This is a genomic window from Sphingomonas mali NBRC 15500, from assembly GCF_001598415.1.
Classification (GTDB): domain Bacteria; phylum Pseudomonadota; class Alphaproteobacteria; order Sphingomonadales; family Sphingomonadaceae; genus Sphingomonas; species Sphingomonas mali.
The window spans coordinates 22,416-36,478 of sequence record NZ_BCYX01000002.1 but is presented as its reverse complement, the minus strand read 5'-3'; the positions used below and the strand labels follow the sequence as shown (position 1 = coordinate 36,478).

Genomic DNA, 14,063 nt, shown 5'->3' with positions numbered 1-14,063 from the left:
AGCCATTTCGTGACCCCTACCAAAATGCTGATCGGCCAGGTCCTCGTCGTCTTCGCGATCGTGCTCGCGGGGCTGTGGGCCGCCACCCAATGGGCGGCGGCGATGCTCGCCTACCAGCCTGAGCTCGGCGCGCCGTGGCTGATTGCAGGCCATGTTCCCGTCTATCGGCCCTGGGCGCTCTTTTGGTGGTGGTATCATTATGACGCGTACGCCCCCCACGTCTTCGACAAGGCCGGCATGCTCGCCGGAACTTCGGGGTTTCTCGGATGCGGCGCGGCGGTGCTCGGTTCGCTGTGGCGCGCGCGTCAGCGCAGCAATGTCACGACCTATGGCTCGGCACGCTGGGCGAAGCCCCAAGAGGTCGAGCGGGCGGGGCTGCACCGCGACCGCGGCGTGCTGCTCGGCCGCCTCGGCGGCCAGTATCTGCGCCACGACGGTCCCGAACATGTCATGGCCTTCGCGCCGACCCGCTCGGGCAAGGGAATCGGCCTGGTCGTCCCAACCCTCCTGTCCTGGACCGGCTCGGCGGTCATCCACGACATCAAGGGCGAGAACTGGACGCTGACCGCCGGCTGGCGCTCGCGCTTTTCGCATTGCCTGCTGTTCAACCCGACCGACCCGCGCTCGGCGCGCTACAATCCCTTGCTCGAGGTCCGCCGCGGCGCCGACGAGGTGCGCGATGTCCAGAACATCGCCGATATCCTGGTCGACCCCGAGGGCGCGCTCGAGCGCCGCAATCATTGGGAAAAGACCAGTCATTCCCTGCTCGTCGGCACGATTCTTCACGTGCTCTATGCGGAAGAGGAGAAGACGCTGGCCCGCGTCGCGACTTTCCTCTCCGATCCGCAGCGCTCATTCGTCTCGACGCTGCGGCGGATGATGGCGACCAACCATCTCGGCACGCAGGATGTGCCGCGCGTCCATCCGGTCGTCGCCTCGGCCGCGCGCGAACTCCTCAACAAGAGCGAGAACGAACGCTCGGGCGTGCTCTCGACCGCGATGTCATTCCTGGGGCTGTATCGCGACCCGACCGTCGCCGAGGTGACGTCGCGCTGCGACTGGCGGATCGCCGACCTGATCGAAGGGGCGCGGCCCGTCTCGCTCTATCTCGTCATCCCGCCCTCCGACATCAGCCGCACCAAGCCGCTGGTCCGCCTGGTCCTCAACCAGATCGGCCGCCGCCTGACCGAACGGCTCGATGCGGGCGCAGAGGGCGCGCGCCGCCACCAGCTGCTGATGATGCTCGATGAGTTCCCGGCTCTGGGCCGGCTCGATTTCTTCGAGACGAGCCTCGCCTTCATGGCCGGCTACGGCATCCGCGCCTTCCTGATCGCGCAGTCGCTCAACCAGATCGAGAAGGCGTATGGCGAGCACAATTCGATCCTCGACAATTGCCACGTCCGCGTCGCGTTTGCGACCAACGACGAACGCACCGCCAGGCGCATTTCCGACGCGCTCGGCACCGCCACCGAGCAGCGCGCGATGCGCAATTATGCCGGCCACCGGCTCGCGCCGTGGCTCGCCCATGTCATGGTCAGCCGCCAGGAGACTGCGCGCGCGCTCCTGACCCCGGGCGAGGTCATGCAATTGCCGGCAAGCGACGAACTGGTGCTGGTCTCGGGCCTCGCCCCGATCCGCGCCCAGAAATTGCGCTATTTCGAGGACGGCAATTTCCGCGACCGCGTGTGCTCTGCGCCCATGTTGGCGGGCGACCGTTACGCCGACCGGCCAGCGCAACGATCGAACGACTGGGGCCGCTGCGCACGCTTGCCCGATGCCCGGTTGCAGCGCGCCGCCGAGGCGGACGGTACCGAGGACGCGGGCGGCCTCCAGCAGCAGCGCCATCCCGGGCTAGCGGAAGAGAGGGCGGTAGCGCCCGTCGACCCCGATCCCGCGCTCGCCGCCGGCCAGGACGATGACGACAATCCGGCCGCCGACCAGCGTGCGATGGATCAGGCGCGGCAGCTCACGCCCGCCACGCGCGCTTACGGCATCGACGAGGGCGCCGGGCGCGACCTCATTCCGGGGCTGTGACCATGAAGGTCCGCCAGAACCTCTATCTCGACCGCGCGATCAGCGACGCGCTCGAAGCCCTGGCGTCGGGTCCGGGCGCCAACAAGTCGCGGCTCGTCAACGACGCGCTCGCGGCCTGGCTGGCACGGCGCGGAACGAAGGAAATCGACGAGCTCGTGAAAGGGCGGCTCGGACGGCTCTCGCGCGACATCGCTTTGGTCAGGCGTGACCTCGACGTGGTGCTCGAGAGCCTCGCTCTGTTCGTCCGCTACCAATTGCTGGTGACGGCGCCGTTGCCCGATGCCGACAGCGCCGCGCTCGCCGTCGGGCTTGACCGGTTCGAGAAGTTCGTCGGCCAGGTCAGCCGCCAGGTTGCGACCGGCAAGCGCACCTTCGCGCCGATCGAACCGCCGGAGACATCCTCGTGAGCGGCGCCGCGAACGGCACGATCGCCGACGACCGCCGCCGGGCGATGCTGCGCACCGCGATGGGGCCGGCGATCACCGCCGCCCTCGCCGACCCGCTTGTCCTCGAGGCAATGGTCAACCCGGATGGCGCGCTTCGGCTCGACCGGCTGGGCGAGGGGCGCAGCGACACCGGCGTGCGCTTCGAGGCGCCACAGGTCGAACGCATCATCCGGCTGGTCGCCAGCCATGCCCGCGCCGAAGTCCATGCCGCCTCGCCGATCGTGTCGGCCGAATTGCCGCCGCATGGGAGCGGGGCTGGGGAACGGTTCGAAGGCGTGCTGCCGCCGGTCAGCCTCGCGCCATGCTTCTCGATCCGCAAGCCCGCGACCCGCCTCTACACGCTGATGGACTATGTCGCCGACGGTATCATGACGGCGGACGTCGCGCGGCGGCTGTCGCTCGCGGTGGTCGACCGCCGCAACATCCTCATCGCCGGCGGCACGAGCTCGGGCAAGACCACGCTTGCCAACGCGCTCCTTGCCGAGATGGCGCATCTCGATGAGCGCCTCATCTTGATCGAGGATACCCGCGAGCTGCAGTCACCGGTAGCTGATACGGTCGCGCTGCGCACCCGCGCGGGCCACGTGACGATGGCCGACCTGGTACGCTCCACGCTCCGGCTCCGGCCCGACCGCATCATCGTCGGCGAGGTCAGGGGCGGCGAGGCGCTCGACATGCTCAAGGCCTGGAACACCGGCCATCCCGGCGGCATCGCCACGGTTCATGCCAACAGCGCCGTCGCGGCACTGCTGCGGATCGAACAGCTCATCCAGGAAGCGGTCATGACGGTACCGCGGCGGCTCGTCGCCGAGGCCATCGACCTGGTGGTTTTTATCGCCGGGCGCGGCACCGCGCGTCGCGTCGACGCCATCGTCCGTGTCGCCGGGCTCGATCCGGACGGCGGCTACGCGGTCGTCGACCTTTGTCCACATCATTCATGCGCATCCCAAGGAGATTGATCATGCGTCATTTGACATATCGTTCCGGCGCGCTGACCGCGCTTTCTGCGGGCCTGGCCCTGGCATTGTCGTCCCCCGCTTACGCCAGCGGCTCGGGCATGCCCTGGGAGCAGCCGCTCCAGCAGGTGCTGGAATCGGTCCAGGGACCGGTCGCCAAGATCATCGCGGTGATGGTGATTATCACTACTGGTCTCTCGCTGGCCTTCGGCGAGACGTCCGGCGGGTTCCGGCGCCTCATTCAGATCGTCTTCGGCCTCTCGATCGCGTTCGCCGCCTCGTCCTTCTTCCTGTCGTTCTTCAGCTTTGGCGGCGGGGCGCTGGTGTGATGATCGCCGGTCACCATCTCGACGGGTTCGAGGCGCCGATCCACGCCAGCCTCGGCCAGCCGATCCTGCTGGGCGGTGCGCCGCGTGGTCTCGCGATCGTCAACGGCACGCTCGCCGCCGCGGTCGGGCTCGGGCTGCAGCAATGGCTGGCCGGCCTTGCCCTCTGGGCGATCGGCCACAGCATCGCCGTCGCTGCTACCCGCCGCGACCCGGCGTTCGCCGTCGTGCTGCTTCGCCATTTGCGCCAGCGCAGTCACTTCGCATGCTAGCGCTTCGCGAATATCGTAAGCGGGCCGATCGGCTCGCCGATCACCTGCCCTGGGCCGCCCTGGTCGCGCCGGGCGTGGTGCTCAACAAGGACGGGAGCTTCCAGCGCACGTTGCGCTTCAGGGGGCCAGATCTCGACAGCGCCACCGAAGCAGAACTGCTTGGCGCCAGCGCACGTGCCAACAATGTGCTCAAGCGGTTCGGGTCCGGTTGGGCCCTGTTCGTCGAGTCCGAACGGGTCGAGGCGCAGGACTATCCGGCGAGCGACTTTCCGGATCCCGTCTCGGCGCTGGTCGACCAGGAGCGCCGCGCCGCCTTCGAGGCGGAGGGCGCGCACTATGAGAGTCGGTATTTCCTGACGCTCGTGTTCCTGCCGCCGGCCGACGCCGCGGAAGGTGCCGGGCGCCGCCTCGTCGACAGCGACGGGCCGGCCGGTCGCGATTGGCGGGCAAGCCTTGCCGGGTTCGTCGCCGAGACCGAGCGGGTGCTCGACCTGTTCGCCGGCTTCATGCCCGAGATCCGCGCGCTGTCGTCAGTTGAGACGCTGACCTATTTGCACAATTGCGTGTCGCCGCACCGGCACGAGGTCGCTCTGCCCGAGACGCCGATGTACCTCGATGCGCTGCTGGTCGATACGCCGCTCACCGGTGGGCTCGAGCCCCGGCTCGGCGAGCAACATCTGCGCACCGTCACCCTTCTTGGTTTCCCCAACATGAGCCGGCCGGGGGTCCTCGACGCATTAAATGCGACCGACTTCGGCTATCGCTGGATGACGCGGTTCATCGCGCTTGATCGCGGCGACGCGACCAGGACGCTCACGCGCATCCGCCGCCACTGGTTCAACAAGCGCAAGTCGATTTCTGCCTTGCTGCGCGAAGTCATGTACAATCAGCCGGCGCAATTGTTCGACAGCGACGCCGACAACAAGGTGATCGATGCCGATCAGGCGCTACAGGCGCTTGGCGCCGACTATGTCGCATTCGGCTATCTGACCACCACCATCACGGTCAGCGACATCGATCGCGCGCGGGTCGAGGCCAAGGTCCGCGCGGTCGAGCGGATCGTCAACGGGCTCGGCTTCACCTGCGTGCGCGAAGGCGTGAACGCGGTCGAGGCCTGGCTCTCCTCCTTGCCAGGCCACGTCTACGCCAATGTCCGGCAGCCGATCGTCCATACGCTCAACCTGGCGCATCTGATGCCGCTGTCGGCGATCTGGGCCGGCCCGACTGCTAACCGTCACCTTGGCGGCCCGCCGCTGCTCCTGGCCCAGACCTCGGGCGCGACGCCGTTTCGTCTCTCCACCCATGTAGGCGATGTCGGGCACATGCTCGCGGTCGGACCGACGGGCGCCGGCAAATCGGTCCTTCTCGCGCTGATCGCGCTCCAGTTCCGGCGCTATCCCAACGCCCAGATCTACGTGTTCGACAAAGGCTATTCGGCGCGGGCTGCCGTCCTCGCGATGGGCGGGTCGCATCACGCGCTCGGCCTTGGTGGCGGCGACGGCCCGGGTTCCGACGCGGGGCTAGCTTTCCAGCCGCTCGCGGGCATCGACGTCCATGACGAGCGCAGCTGGGCGGCCGAATGGATCGCGGCCCTGTTTGCCCATGAAAAGGTCGTGGTCACGCCTGAGGTCAAGGACGCGGTCTGGTCCGCGCTCGGCAGTCTCGCGACCGCGCCCGTCGAGGAGCGCACGCTGACGGGTCTCGCCATGCTGCTGCAGTCAAGCGCTCTCCGCCTCGCGCTCGGCGCCTATACACTCGACGGGCCTTATGGCCGGTTGCTCGACGCGGCCGAGCAGCGCCTGTCGCTCAGCTCGATCGAGTGTTTCGAGACCGAGGCACTGATGGGCGAGGCGGGTGTCGTGGCGCCAGTCCTAACCTATCTGTTCCACCGGCTTGAGGAACGGTTCGACGGACGACCGACCTTGCTCGTCCTCGACGAGGCCTGGGTGTTTCTCGACCATCCCCTCTTCGCCGCGCGCATCCGCGAATGGCTGAAAACGCTGCGCAAGAAGAACGTGGCGGTGTTGTTCGCAACGCAAAGCCTAGCCGACATCGCCGATAGCCCGATCGCCCCGGCGATCATCGAGAGCTGCCCGCAACGCATCTTGTTACCCAACGAGCGGGCGATCGAGCCGCAGGGAAGGGCGGCCTATGAGCGGTTCGGGCTGAACGACCGGCAGATCGAGCTCGTCGCCCGCGCTACGCCCAAACGGCATTATTACCTGCAATCCGCGCGCGGCAACCGGCTGTTCGAACTCGGGCTCGGCCCAATCGCGCTGGCCCTGTGCGGCGCGTCCGATCCCGCCAGCCAGCAGAGGATCGACGCCGTGCTCGCGGACGGCGCAGACGGTTTCGCCGCGCGCTTCCTCATCGCTTCCGGGCTCGACTGGGCAGCGCCGCTGCTCGGCGACCTGTCCCCTGATCGCTGACCCTCCAACCGAAAGGAAATCCCATGTCCCGGCGATTTATCTCCCGTTTTCTCTCCAGTCTCTCCGTCCCGTCTTTGCTTGTGTTCGCTGGTCCGGCGCTCGTCTTGGCGAGCCCGGCCGCGGCTCAGATCACCGTGTTCGATCCGACCAATTATGCGCAGAACCTGCTCACTGCCGCGCGCGAGCTCCAGCAGATCAACAACCAGATCCAGGAACTCCAGAACCAGGAGGCGATGCTGACCAATCAGGCGAAGAACCTGGCCCGGATCGATTTCCCTGAAGTCCAGGCGCTCACCCAGACGCTGAGCCAGGTCCAGCAATTGATGGATCAGGCGAAAGGCGTGAGCTTTCGTATCGGGACAAGCGACGGCCAGTTCAACCAGTTGTTCCCGCAAGGCCTCTCGGGCGCGCTCACCAGCAACCAGAGCGTTGCCGCCGCCAAGGCGCGCTATGACGCCGCGATGGCCGCTTATGCCAGGACGGTCGAGGTACAGTCGGGTGTGGTCGGCAGTATTGCTGGCGACACCGCCTCGCTCAGTGCGATCGTTTCGCGCAGCCAGGATGCGGAGGGTGCGCTCCAGGCCAGCCAGGCGACCAACCAGCTCCTGGCGCTCGTCGCCAAGCAGCAGCTCGAGATCTCGCAGCTTATGGCCGCGCAATATCGCGCTCAGTCGCTCGACGCCGCCAGTCGCGCCCAGGCGGAGGCGGAAGGCCGCCTCGCGACGCAGAAGTTCATCGGCAACGGCAAGGCCTATTCGCCCCAATAGGCCTCGCTGACGCCGGTGCGTGGCGGCGACCGCGCCCACCCCCTTTGCGGGGTCGCCGTCACTCCCCGCGCAGGCGGGCGCCTTCGCTCCCCGGCGCACCGCCTCGCGGGGACCCGTTTCTCGACAGGATCATCGCCATGGACGACCTGAGCGTCATCGACCGGTTCGTGACCGCGTTCAGCCAATATATCGACAGCGGGTTCGGCCTGCTCGGCGGCGACGTCCATTTCCTGGCGGCCACGCTGATCGGCATCGACGTGACGCTTGCCGGGCTGTTCTGGGCGCTGGGCGGCGAACAGGACGTGATGGGCCGCTTCATCAAGAAGATCCTCTATGTCGGCGCGTTCGCGTTCATTCTGAACCGCTTTTCGACGCTCGCCGACATCATTTTCAGGTCGTTCGCCGCGGCCGGCGTCACCGCCGGCGGCGGCACCATCACCGCGGACACTCTGCTCAAGCCCGGGACGCTCGCCGAAGCTGGATGGGAAGCCGCCTTTCCGTTGCTGCAGCAACTCGCGACGATGGTGGGGCCGGTCGATTTCTTCACCAACGTCGTCACCATCGTCATCCTGCTGATCGCGTGGCTGCTGGTGGTGCTCGCCTTCTTCATCCTGGCGGTCCAGCTGTTCGTCACGATCATCGAATTCAAGCTGACTACGCTGGCCGGCTTCGTGTTGGTCCCGTTCGCCTTGTGGAACCGGACTAGCTTCCTCGCCGAGCGTGTGCTCGGCAGTGTGGTGAGCTCAGGGATCAAGGTGATGGTCCTCGCGGTCATCGTCGGCATCGGCTCGGCCTTTTTCAGCCAATATGCCCATTCGCTCGAAGGCAGCGAGCCCGATGTCGTCAAGGCGATGACCCTGGTACTGGCCGCGCTCACCCTGTTCGGGCTCGGGATCTTCGGGCCGGGCATTGCCTCGGGCCTAGTCTCGGGCGCGCCGCAACTCGGTGCCGGTGCCGCGGTCGGCACCACGCTCGGCGCGGCCGGTGTCGTCGCTTTCGGCGGCGGTGCCGCGCTGACAGGTGGCACGGCGCTGGCCGGTGGCGCGCTCGGCGCCGTGCGCGCCGGTACGGCGATGGGGTCGGCCGCCTCGACTGCTTACAAACTCGGCCAGGAAGGCGCGCAGTCGAGCAGTGTTGGCGCGGGACTGTCGGGGGTCGCACAAGCCGGCGCCGGCGCGCTTCGCGCCAGGGCAACACAGGCGGCCGGATCGCTCGGGCTTGGTGATGCGGCGGCGTCGGGCCGTCAGGCCGCCTTCGACGCGCTGACCAATCGCGGAGCCGCCAGGCCGGCCGCGGCACCCCAGGAAGGAGGGGAAGGCGATGCTCCCGGCTGGGCGCAAGCACTGCGCCGCGAACAGCACGCACGCCACCAGCGCCAGATCGTCGCGCACACGCTGAAAGAAGGCGATCGCGGCGGTGCCGGCGCCACCCCGGACATTTCGGAGAAGGAGGATTGATGTCATGATCTTCAAGCGATCGGTCCAGCGCTACGGGCGAACGCCCGAGCCGGTGACGCCCTATCAACGCGCGCGCCAGCTATGGGACGAACGGATCGGCTCGGCCAGGGTCCAGGCACGCAATTGGCGACTGATGGCGTTCGGCGCACTCGGCCTCACCACCGCCATGTCGGGCGCGGTCGTCTGGCAGTCGTTGCAAAGTCGCGTGACGCCTTATGTCGTCGAAGTCGATCGTCTCGGCGAGGCGCGGGCGGTCAATGAGGCCGAGGCCAGCTATCGGCCGACAGACCCGCAGATCGCCTGGCACCTTGCGCGGTTCATCGAGAATGTCCGCTCGGTGTCGCTCGATCCGGTGCTGATGCGCCGCGACTGGCTCGCGGCCTATGATTTTGTGACCCAGCGCGGCGCCGTGTTCCTCGGCGACTATGCGCGCGCGACGGACCCGTTCGCCCAGATCGGCGAAAGAACCGTCTCGGTCCAGGTCACCAGCGTCGTGCGTGCGTCGGATCAGTCGTTCCAGGTCAAGTGGACCGAGACGGCGTTCGATCGCGGTGCCCAGACCGGCGTCTCGCACTGGACGGCGATCCTGACGGTCAAGCAGAAGCCGCCGATATCGGCCGATACGCTGCGCAAGAACCCGCTCGGCATCTACATCGACGCGATCGACTGGAGCCGCGAACTCGACCCGCCGGCGCAGCCCGCACCGACACCGAGCGCTGCCGCCAGCACGCCTTCACCGGCAGCCCCGTCCGGATCGCCGCTCGATGCGACCCTCGCCCCAGTGCCCGCCAAGCCAAGCCCGGAGAACCAGTGATGATGCGCCTGTTACCTCTGCCCTTTCTGCTCGCGCTCCCGACCGCCATCGCGACAACGGGTCCCGCAGCAGCCGATACCGCGCCGCCGGCGCCGGCTGCCTTGATCAATGCCGGCGCAGTGGTGCCCTTCGTCGATGGCGCCATCGATCAGGTTTATACCGCTCCTGAACGCGTGACGGACATCGTACTACAGTCAGGCGAGACGCTCGTTGCGGTCGCGAGCGGCGATACCGCGCGCTGGGTGATTGGCGACGCCACCAGCGGCAGCGGCGCCGACAAGCGTGCGCACGTGCTGGTCAAACCGTTCGCATCCGGCCTTGCGACCAATCTTGTGATCACTACAGACCGCCGGACCTATCACCTTGCTTTGTCCAGTCGGGCCGACCCTGCCATGGTCGCGCTGTCCTGGACCTACCCGCAGGATGCGCTGATCGCGCTCAGGAGGTCCGAGGAGGCTACGGCTGCGGCCGCGCCGGTGGCAGCGGGGCTCGACGTCGATCAGTTCCACTTCAACTATGCTCTCACTGGCGGCAATCCGGCATGGCGACCGTTGCGCGCGTTCGACGACGGCCGGCAGACCTTCATCGAGTTTCGGCCGAGCCTCGCGGTCGGCGAAGCGCCGCCGCTGTTCGTCGTCGGCGCCAAGGGCGAGGCCCAATTGGTCAATTACCGCCTGCGTGGCCGTTATTATGTCGTCGACCGGATTTTCGATGTGGCCGAGCTTCGCCTCGGCACCAAGCATCAGGCAGTCGTTCGCATCACGCGGGTCGACGCGGATGGCCGCGGCAAGCGGAGGCCGTCATGAGCGAAGCCGAAGAGCAGGACTCCGCCGAGACCGACTACCCGGTACAGCCCAAGGTCGACCCGGAGACGTTGGCGCTGCGCGCGCGACCCGCGCGCGCGATGCGGTTCAAGCGCGGCGTCATCGTGTCGCTGGTCGCGATCGCCGCGACCAGCGTCGTGGGAACCGCGTGGTTCGCGTTCGAGCCGCGCGCGATCCACCTCGCGACCAGCACCGATGATCAGTCGATCGCCGCGAAGCCGCCCAGTGATACGCTGAGCGCGTTGCCGAGCGGGTATGGAAGCGTGCCCAATCTCGGGCCGCCGCTCCCCGGAGATCTCGGGCGCCCGATCCTCGACCGCCAGCGCCAGTTGGCCGAGATGCCGCAACCGGCGGCAGTGGCCGACCCGCGGCGCGCTGACGATGCACGGCAGCGGCGTCAGGACGAGCAGAAGGCCGGGCGCGAGTCCGGACTGCTGGTCCAAACCAGCAACCGCGGCGCGGTACCGTTGGCGACTCCCACTCAACCGGCGGTCGTCACGCCAAGCGACGGAGACGACGCCGGCGGCAAGACGGCGATCGACCTCGACCGCGATCCCAACGGCCAGCGGCGCAAGGCCGATTACGTGCGCGCGACCGATCGAGGCGCCGACACTAATCCTCATACGGTCGCGTCCGCGCCGTCGCCGTTCACCCTGTCGGCGGGAAGCGTGATCGCGGCCAGCCTGATCACCGGGCTACGGTCGGACCTGCCGGGGCTTGTCACCGCCCAGGTCACCGAGCGGGTTTTCGACAGCGCGACCGGGCGTATCCTGCTCATTCCGCAGGGCGCGCGGCTGATCGGTTCCTACGACAGCGTGGTCGCGTTCGGGCAGCGCCGGGCCTTGGTCATTTGGCAGCGCATCGTGTTTCCGGATGGCAGCTCGTTGCGCATCGACAATGTGCCGGCCGCCGATCCGTCGGGCTATGCCGGGCTGGCCGATGAGGTCGACTTCCACACATGGTCGCTGCTGAAGGGCGTCGTGCTGTCGACGCTGCTCGGGGTCGGCGCCGAATTGCAATTCAGTGGCGAAAGCGACCTCGTTCAGGCGTTGCGGGAGTCGACGCAGCAGAGCGTCTCGCGGGCAGGAGATCAGTTGACCTCGCGTGTTCTCCAGGTGCAGCCGACCATCACGGTGCGGCCTGGCGCCTCCGTCAGACTGGTCGTGCATCGAGACCTCGTGCTCAAGCCCTGGCCGGAGGCGCGGTGATGGTGAACCTGAGACTTCCTCGCATCCCGGACCGTACGCCCGTCAAGCTCGGCATCCAGGTAACGCCGCAACTTCATGCCGACCTTCAGGACTATGCCGCCCTCTACAAGGAGGCTTACGGCCGCGAGGAAGCGATCGCTGACCTCATCCCCTCGATGCTGTCAGCGTTTCTGGAGAGTGACCGCGCCTTCGCGCAGACCCGGGCGAGGGGGAGGGCGGCTCGATGACGGAGATTGGTCGACCGACCCCGGAGGCTGCTCGCGCGACGATCGAGCCGATCAGCGTCCGCATTCCCGATGCCGTCCGAATGACCGGCCTCAGCCGCTCGAGGATTTATCAGCTGATCGCGACCGGCGATGTTGAGGCGGCAAAAGTGGGGCGCTCGACTGTCGTACTGGTTGCTAGCTTGCGCGCGCTGGTCCTGGCAAACCGCAAGGTCCCTCGTCGCAAGGCATGAAGGCGAAGATTTCAGCGCCGGTTCCATCGGCTGTCTGATCCGCGCTTGGCAAATTCGGGGCCGTCTCGAGCCCATGAGATCGGACTTTTGTGCCGATCTTTCCTGCATTTGGATCACATCATAGCGCGAAAATTGACGAGAACGCGGTTAGTCCGACTTCCAAAACGTCTCGTCGCATACGCACATTTTTGGGGGTATTTTTGGGGGTATTTTTCGGCCTGATTTGTCCTTCTGGCGACAAATATCTAAATAATACATACGCTTAGTGTTGGTGCGTGAATCCCTCCTCCGCTACCAAGGGACCCACATCGTCCCTTGTCCGGAATCGTCCCATTTCATCCGACGATGTATTCTTCTTCCTAAAATTCCAATATTTCCGTGGTGCGATTGCGATCGGCGCCGTCCAGCCCAGTGGATCGAAGTTCTGGCGCCTCAAATATCGATTCGACGGCAAGGAAAAGCTGCTCAGCTTCGGCAAATATCCAGGCATTTCCCTTGCCGCCGCGCGCGAGAAGCGCCGCGTGGCCAAGGCCCCTGCTTGCGGCAGGGATCGATCCCTGCGCGGTGGATGCTGTCGAAGCGGCGGAAGAGGCATGCTCGAGAACTGGGCCGATGAGATAGCGCGCGCGGACGCGGAGACGCTTGCGGCACGCGGCGCCTCGGGCCGGCCGGTCCTGTCACCCGCACCGCATCGCCAGCAGCCTTTTCCGCTTGAGGCTCACATTAACCGATACGCATCGGGACCTTTCGGCTGAGCACCAGCAGAAACAGTGCGGCGACCAACACCGAAAACCCGCCCAGGCCAAAAAACCAGGTGGCGGGAATGACTCCCCAATAGGCGCCCATCCAGCCGGCGAGAAGGCTGCCGAGAAACTTGGCGATGTACCAGGCGCCCATCGCCATCGCCGCGACCTGCACGGGCGAAAGCGCGCCCACCAGGGTGAGGCCGACGGGGATGACCAGGAGCTCGCCGATCGTCAGCAGAACGAAATAGGCCGTCACCCAGATCGCGCCGACGGGGTGACCGGTTTGTGCGTTGATCGCGGCCGCGACGACCATCACGCCCATCGATAGCGCCGCGATTGTGCACCCCAGGCTCATCCGGGCGAGCAGATTCGCCGGGCCATGGCGTTTCGCGTGCTGCGCCCAGTGGCGGATCAGAAAGGGCGTCAGCACGATGATCAGCAGCGGATTGATCGACTGGAACCAGGTCGCGGGGATGACCAGGTGTGCGCCGAACATGTCGAGGCTGCGGTCGGTCTGGTGTTCGACCCAGAGTGCGATCACGTTGCCGCTCTGCTCATAGCCGATGCGGAACAGCACCACGACGGCGATGATCGCAACGAGCAAGCGGAGGTTGCGCCAATCGCTCGAGGTCAGATTGGCACGGGCACCAGGAAGCGTTTGCGAGCGACTGGGCGGATCGTCGGGCAACAGGTGTCTGAAGCGAAGATAGATAATGAGGCCGGCCAGCATGCCGATCCCTGCCGCGGCAAAACCCCAATGCCAGCCATAGAGTTCGCCGAGCGTCCCGCACACCAGAGGCGCGAGCAAGCCGCCGAGATTGATGCCCATATAATAAGCGCTGAACGCCTGCGCCTGCCGCGGATCATCGTCCGCATACAGCCCGCCGACCTGGACGGCGAGCGGTGGCATGAACAGGCCGTTGCCGAGCGCGACCAGCGCCAGTGCCGGGAACAGCAAGGCCTCGAACGCCATCGCGAAATGGCCGCACATCATCAGCGCTCCGCCGATGACGACACTGCGCGTTCGTCCCAGCCAGCGATCGGCGACGATTCCGCCGAAGAACGGGCTGAAGAACGCCGCCGCCCCATAGGCGCCGTAGATCAGCGACGACTTCGCCTGCCCGAAACCGAGATGCTGCGTCATGTAATAGACGAGCAGGGCCTGCAGGCCGAAATAGGAAAACTCGGCCCACATCTGGGTCATGAACAGCACGGTCAGCCCGGGCGGATGGCCGAAGAGCGTCCTCGGCCGCACCGATGCCACGTTATCGGCCACGGAAAACCTCGCTTCCCGAACCACGCCTGCCCAACGCCGCGCCACTGCAGA

General features: G+C 66.7%; 15 protein-coding genes. 14 read left to right on the top strand and 1 reads right to left on the bottom strand.

From position 1 onward, the window contains the following. The first annotated feature begins 9 nt into the window (after positions 1-9). The 14 genes from SMA01S_RS02320 (at position 10) to SMA01S_RS24035 (ending at position 12,745) form a co-directional block, all read left to right on the top strand. A complete protein-coding gene (locus SMA01S_RS02320) occupies positions 10-2,034 on the top strand; it encodes a conjugal transfer protein TraG (protein WP_066816907.1) in 2,025 nt (674 codons plus the stop codon). Between the two features lie 2 nt (positions 2,035-2,036). Then, complete coding sequence (locus tag SMA01S_RS02315) at positions 2,037-2,441, top strand: CopG family transcriptional regulator (RefSeq protein ID WP_066816904.1); 405 nt, start codon at positions 2,037-2,039, stop codon at positions 2,439-2,441. Positions 2,442-2,485: 44 nt separating this feature from the next. After that, complete coding sequence (gene trbB, locus SMA01S_RS02310; RefSeq protein ID WP_066817490.1) at positions 2,486-3,439, top strand: P-type conjugative transfer ATPase TrbB; 954 nt, start codon at positions 2,486-2,488, stop codon at positions 3,437-3,439. Between the two features lie 2 nt (positions 3,440-3,441). Then, positions 3,442-3,765, top strand: a complete 324-nt coding sequence (locus SMA01S_RS02305; protein WP_157093754.1) for a TrbC/VirB2 family type IV secretion system protein — start codon at positions 3,442-3,444, stop codon at positions 3,763-3,765. Then, entirely contained in the window at positions 3,765-4,034 is a 270-nt protein-coding gene (locus SMA01S_RS02300) for a VirB3 family type IV secretion system protein (RefSeq protein WP_174543069.1), read from the top strand. Before SMA01S_RS02305 ends, SMA01S_RS02300 begins: the two co-directional genes overlap by 1 nt. Then, on the top strand, positions 4,028-6,463 hold the full coding sequence (gene trbE, locus SMA01S_RS02295) for a conjugal transfer protein TrbE (RefSeq protein WP_066816900.1): 2,436 nt from the start codon (positions 4,028-4,030) through the stop codon (positions 6,461-6,463). Before SMA01S_RS02300 ends, trbE begins: the two co-directional genes overlap by 7 nt. A gap of 23 nt (positions 6,464-6,486) precedes the next feature. Then, entirely contained in the window at positions 6,487-7,230 is a 744-nt protein-coding gene (gene trbJ, locus SMA01S_RS02290; RefSeq protein WP_066816899.1) for a P-type conjugative transfer protein TrbJ, read from the top strand. Between the two features lie 137 nt (positions 7,231-7,367). Beyond that, positions 7,368-8,687, top strand: coding sequence for a P-type conjugative transfer protein TrbL (trbL, locus tag SMA01S_RS02285; RefSeq protein WP_066816898.1), 1,320 nt, complete (start codon positions 7,368-7,370; stop codon positions 8,685-8,687). Positions 8,688-8,691: 4 nt separating this feature from the next. Next, positions 8,692-9,501: a conjugal transfer protein TrbF gene (trbF, locus tag SMA01S_RS02280; RefSeq protein WP_066816897.1), complete on the top strand. Its 810-nt coding sequence runs from the start codon at positions 8,692-8,694 to the stop codon at positions 9,499-9,501. Further along, on the top strand, positions 9,501-10,307 hold the full coding sequence (gene trbG / locus SMA01S_RS02275) for a P-type conjugative transfer protein TrbG (RefSeq protein WP_066817487.1): 807 nt from the start codon (positions 9,501-9,503) through the stop codon (positions 10,305-10,307). Before trbF ends, trbG begins: the two co-directional genes overlap by 1 nt. Beyond that, entirely contained in the window at positions 10,304-11,533 is a 1,230-nt protein-coding gene (locus SMA01S_RS02270) for a TraB/TrbI/VirB10 family type IV secretion system protein (RefSeq protein WP_066816896.1), read from the top strand. Before trbG ends, SMA01S_RS02270 begins: the two co-directional genes overlap by 4 nt. Beyond that, entirely contained in the window at positions 11,533-11,760 is a 228-nt protein-coding gene (locus SMA01S_RS02265) for a DUF2274 domain-containing protein (protein ID WP_066817484.1), read from the top strand. The genes SMA01S_RS02270 and SMA01S_RS02265 overlap by 1 nt, the downstream gene beginning before the upstream one ends. Next, positions 11,757-11,990 carry a helix-turn-helix domain-containing protein gene (locus SMA01S_RS02260; RefSeq protein WP_066816895.1) on the top strand — a complete coding sequence of 78 codons (234 nt, stop codon included), beginning with the start codon at positions 11,757-11,759 and terminating at the stop codon, positions 11,988-11,990. Before SMA01S_RS02265 ends, SMA01S_RS02260 begins: the two co-directional genes overlap by 4 nt. A 275-nt stretch (positions 11,991-12,265) precedes the next feature. Further along, positions 12,266-12,745 carry an Arm DNA-binding domain-containing protein gene (locus SMA01S_RS24035; RefSeq protein WP_245649120.1) on the top strand — a complete coding sequence of 160 codons (480 nt, stop codon included), beginning with the start codon at positions 12,266-12,268 and terminating at the stop codon, positions 12,743-12,745. Here SMA01S_RS24035 and SMA01S_RS02255 read toward each other — a convergent pair. Further along, positions 12,714-14,012 carry a peptide MFS transporter gene (locus tag SMA01S_RS02255; RefSeq protein ID WP_245649119.1) on the bottom strand — a complete coding sequence of 433 codons (1,299 nt, stop codon included), beginning with the start codon at positions 14,010-14,012 and terminating at the stop codon, positions 12,714-12,716. The genes SMA01S_RS24035 and SMA01S_RS02255 overlap by 32 nt on opposite strands. Positions 14,013-14,063: the final 51 nt, after the last annotated feature.

Coding starts and splice junctions, on each gene's coding strand:
- SMA01S_RS02315 (WP_066816904.1), top strand. CDS start 2,037: ATGAAGGTCCGCCAGAACCTCTATCTCGACCGCGCGATCAGCGACGCG.
- trbB (WP_066817490.1), top strand. CDS start 2,486: ATGCTGCGCACCGCGATGGGGCCGGCGATCACCGCCGCCCTCGCCGAC.
- SMA01S_RS02305 (WP_157093754.1), top strand. CDS start 3,442: ATGCGTCATTTGACATATCGTTCCGGCGCGCTGACCGCGCTTTCTGCG.
- SMA01S_RS02300 (WP_174543069.1), top strand. CDS start 3,765: ATGATCGCCGGTCACCATCTCGACGGGTTCGAGGCGCCGATCCACGCC.
- trbE (WP_066816900.1), top strand. CDS start 4,028: ATGCTAGCGCTTCGCGAATATCGTAAGCGGGCCGATCGGCTCGCCGAT.
- trbJ (WP_066816899.1), top strand. CDS start 6,487: ATGTCCCGGCGATTTATCTCCCGTTTTCTCTCCAGTCTCTCCGTCCCG.
- trbL (WP_066816898.1), top strand. CDS start 7,368: ATGGACGACCTGAGCGTCATCGACCGGTTCGTGACCGCGTTCAGCCAA.
- trbF (WP_066816897.1), top strand. CDS start 8,692: ATGATCTTCAAGCGATCGGTCCAGCGCTACGGGCGAACGCCCGAGCCG.
- trbG (WP_066817487.1), top strand. CDS start 9,501: ATGATGCGCCTGTTACCTCTGCCCTTTCTGCTCGCGCTCCCGACCGCC.
- SMA01S_RS02270 (WP_066816896.1), top strand. CDS start 10,304: ATGAGCGAAGCCGAAGAGCAGGACTCCGCCGAGACCGACTACCCGGTA.
- SMA01S_RS02265 (WP_066817484.1), top strand. CDS start 11,533: ATGGTGAACCTGAGACTTCCTCGCATCCCGGACCGTACGCCCGTCAAG.
- SMA01S_RS02260 (WP_066816895.1), top strand. CDS start 11,757: ATGACGGAGATTGGTCGACCGACCCCGGAGGCTGCTCGCGCGACGATC.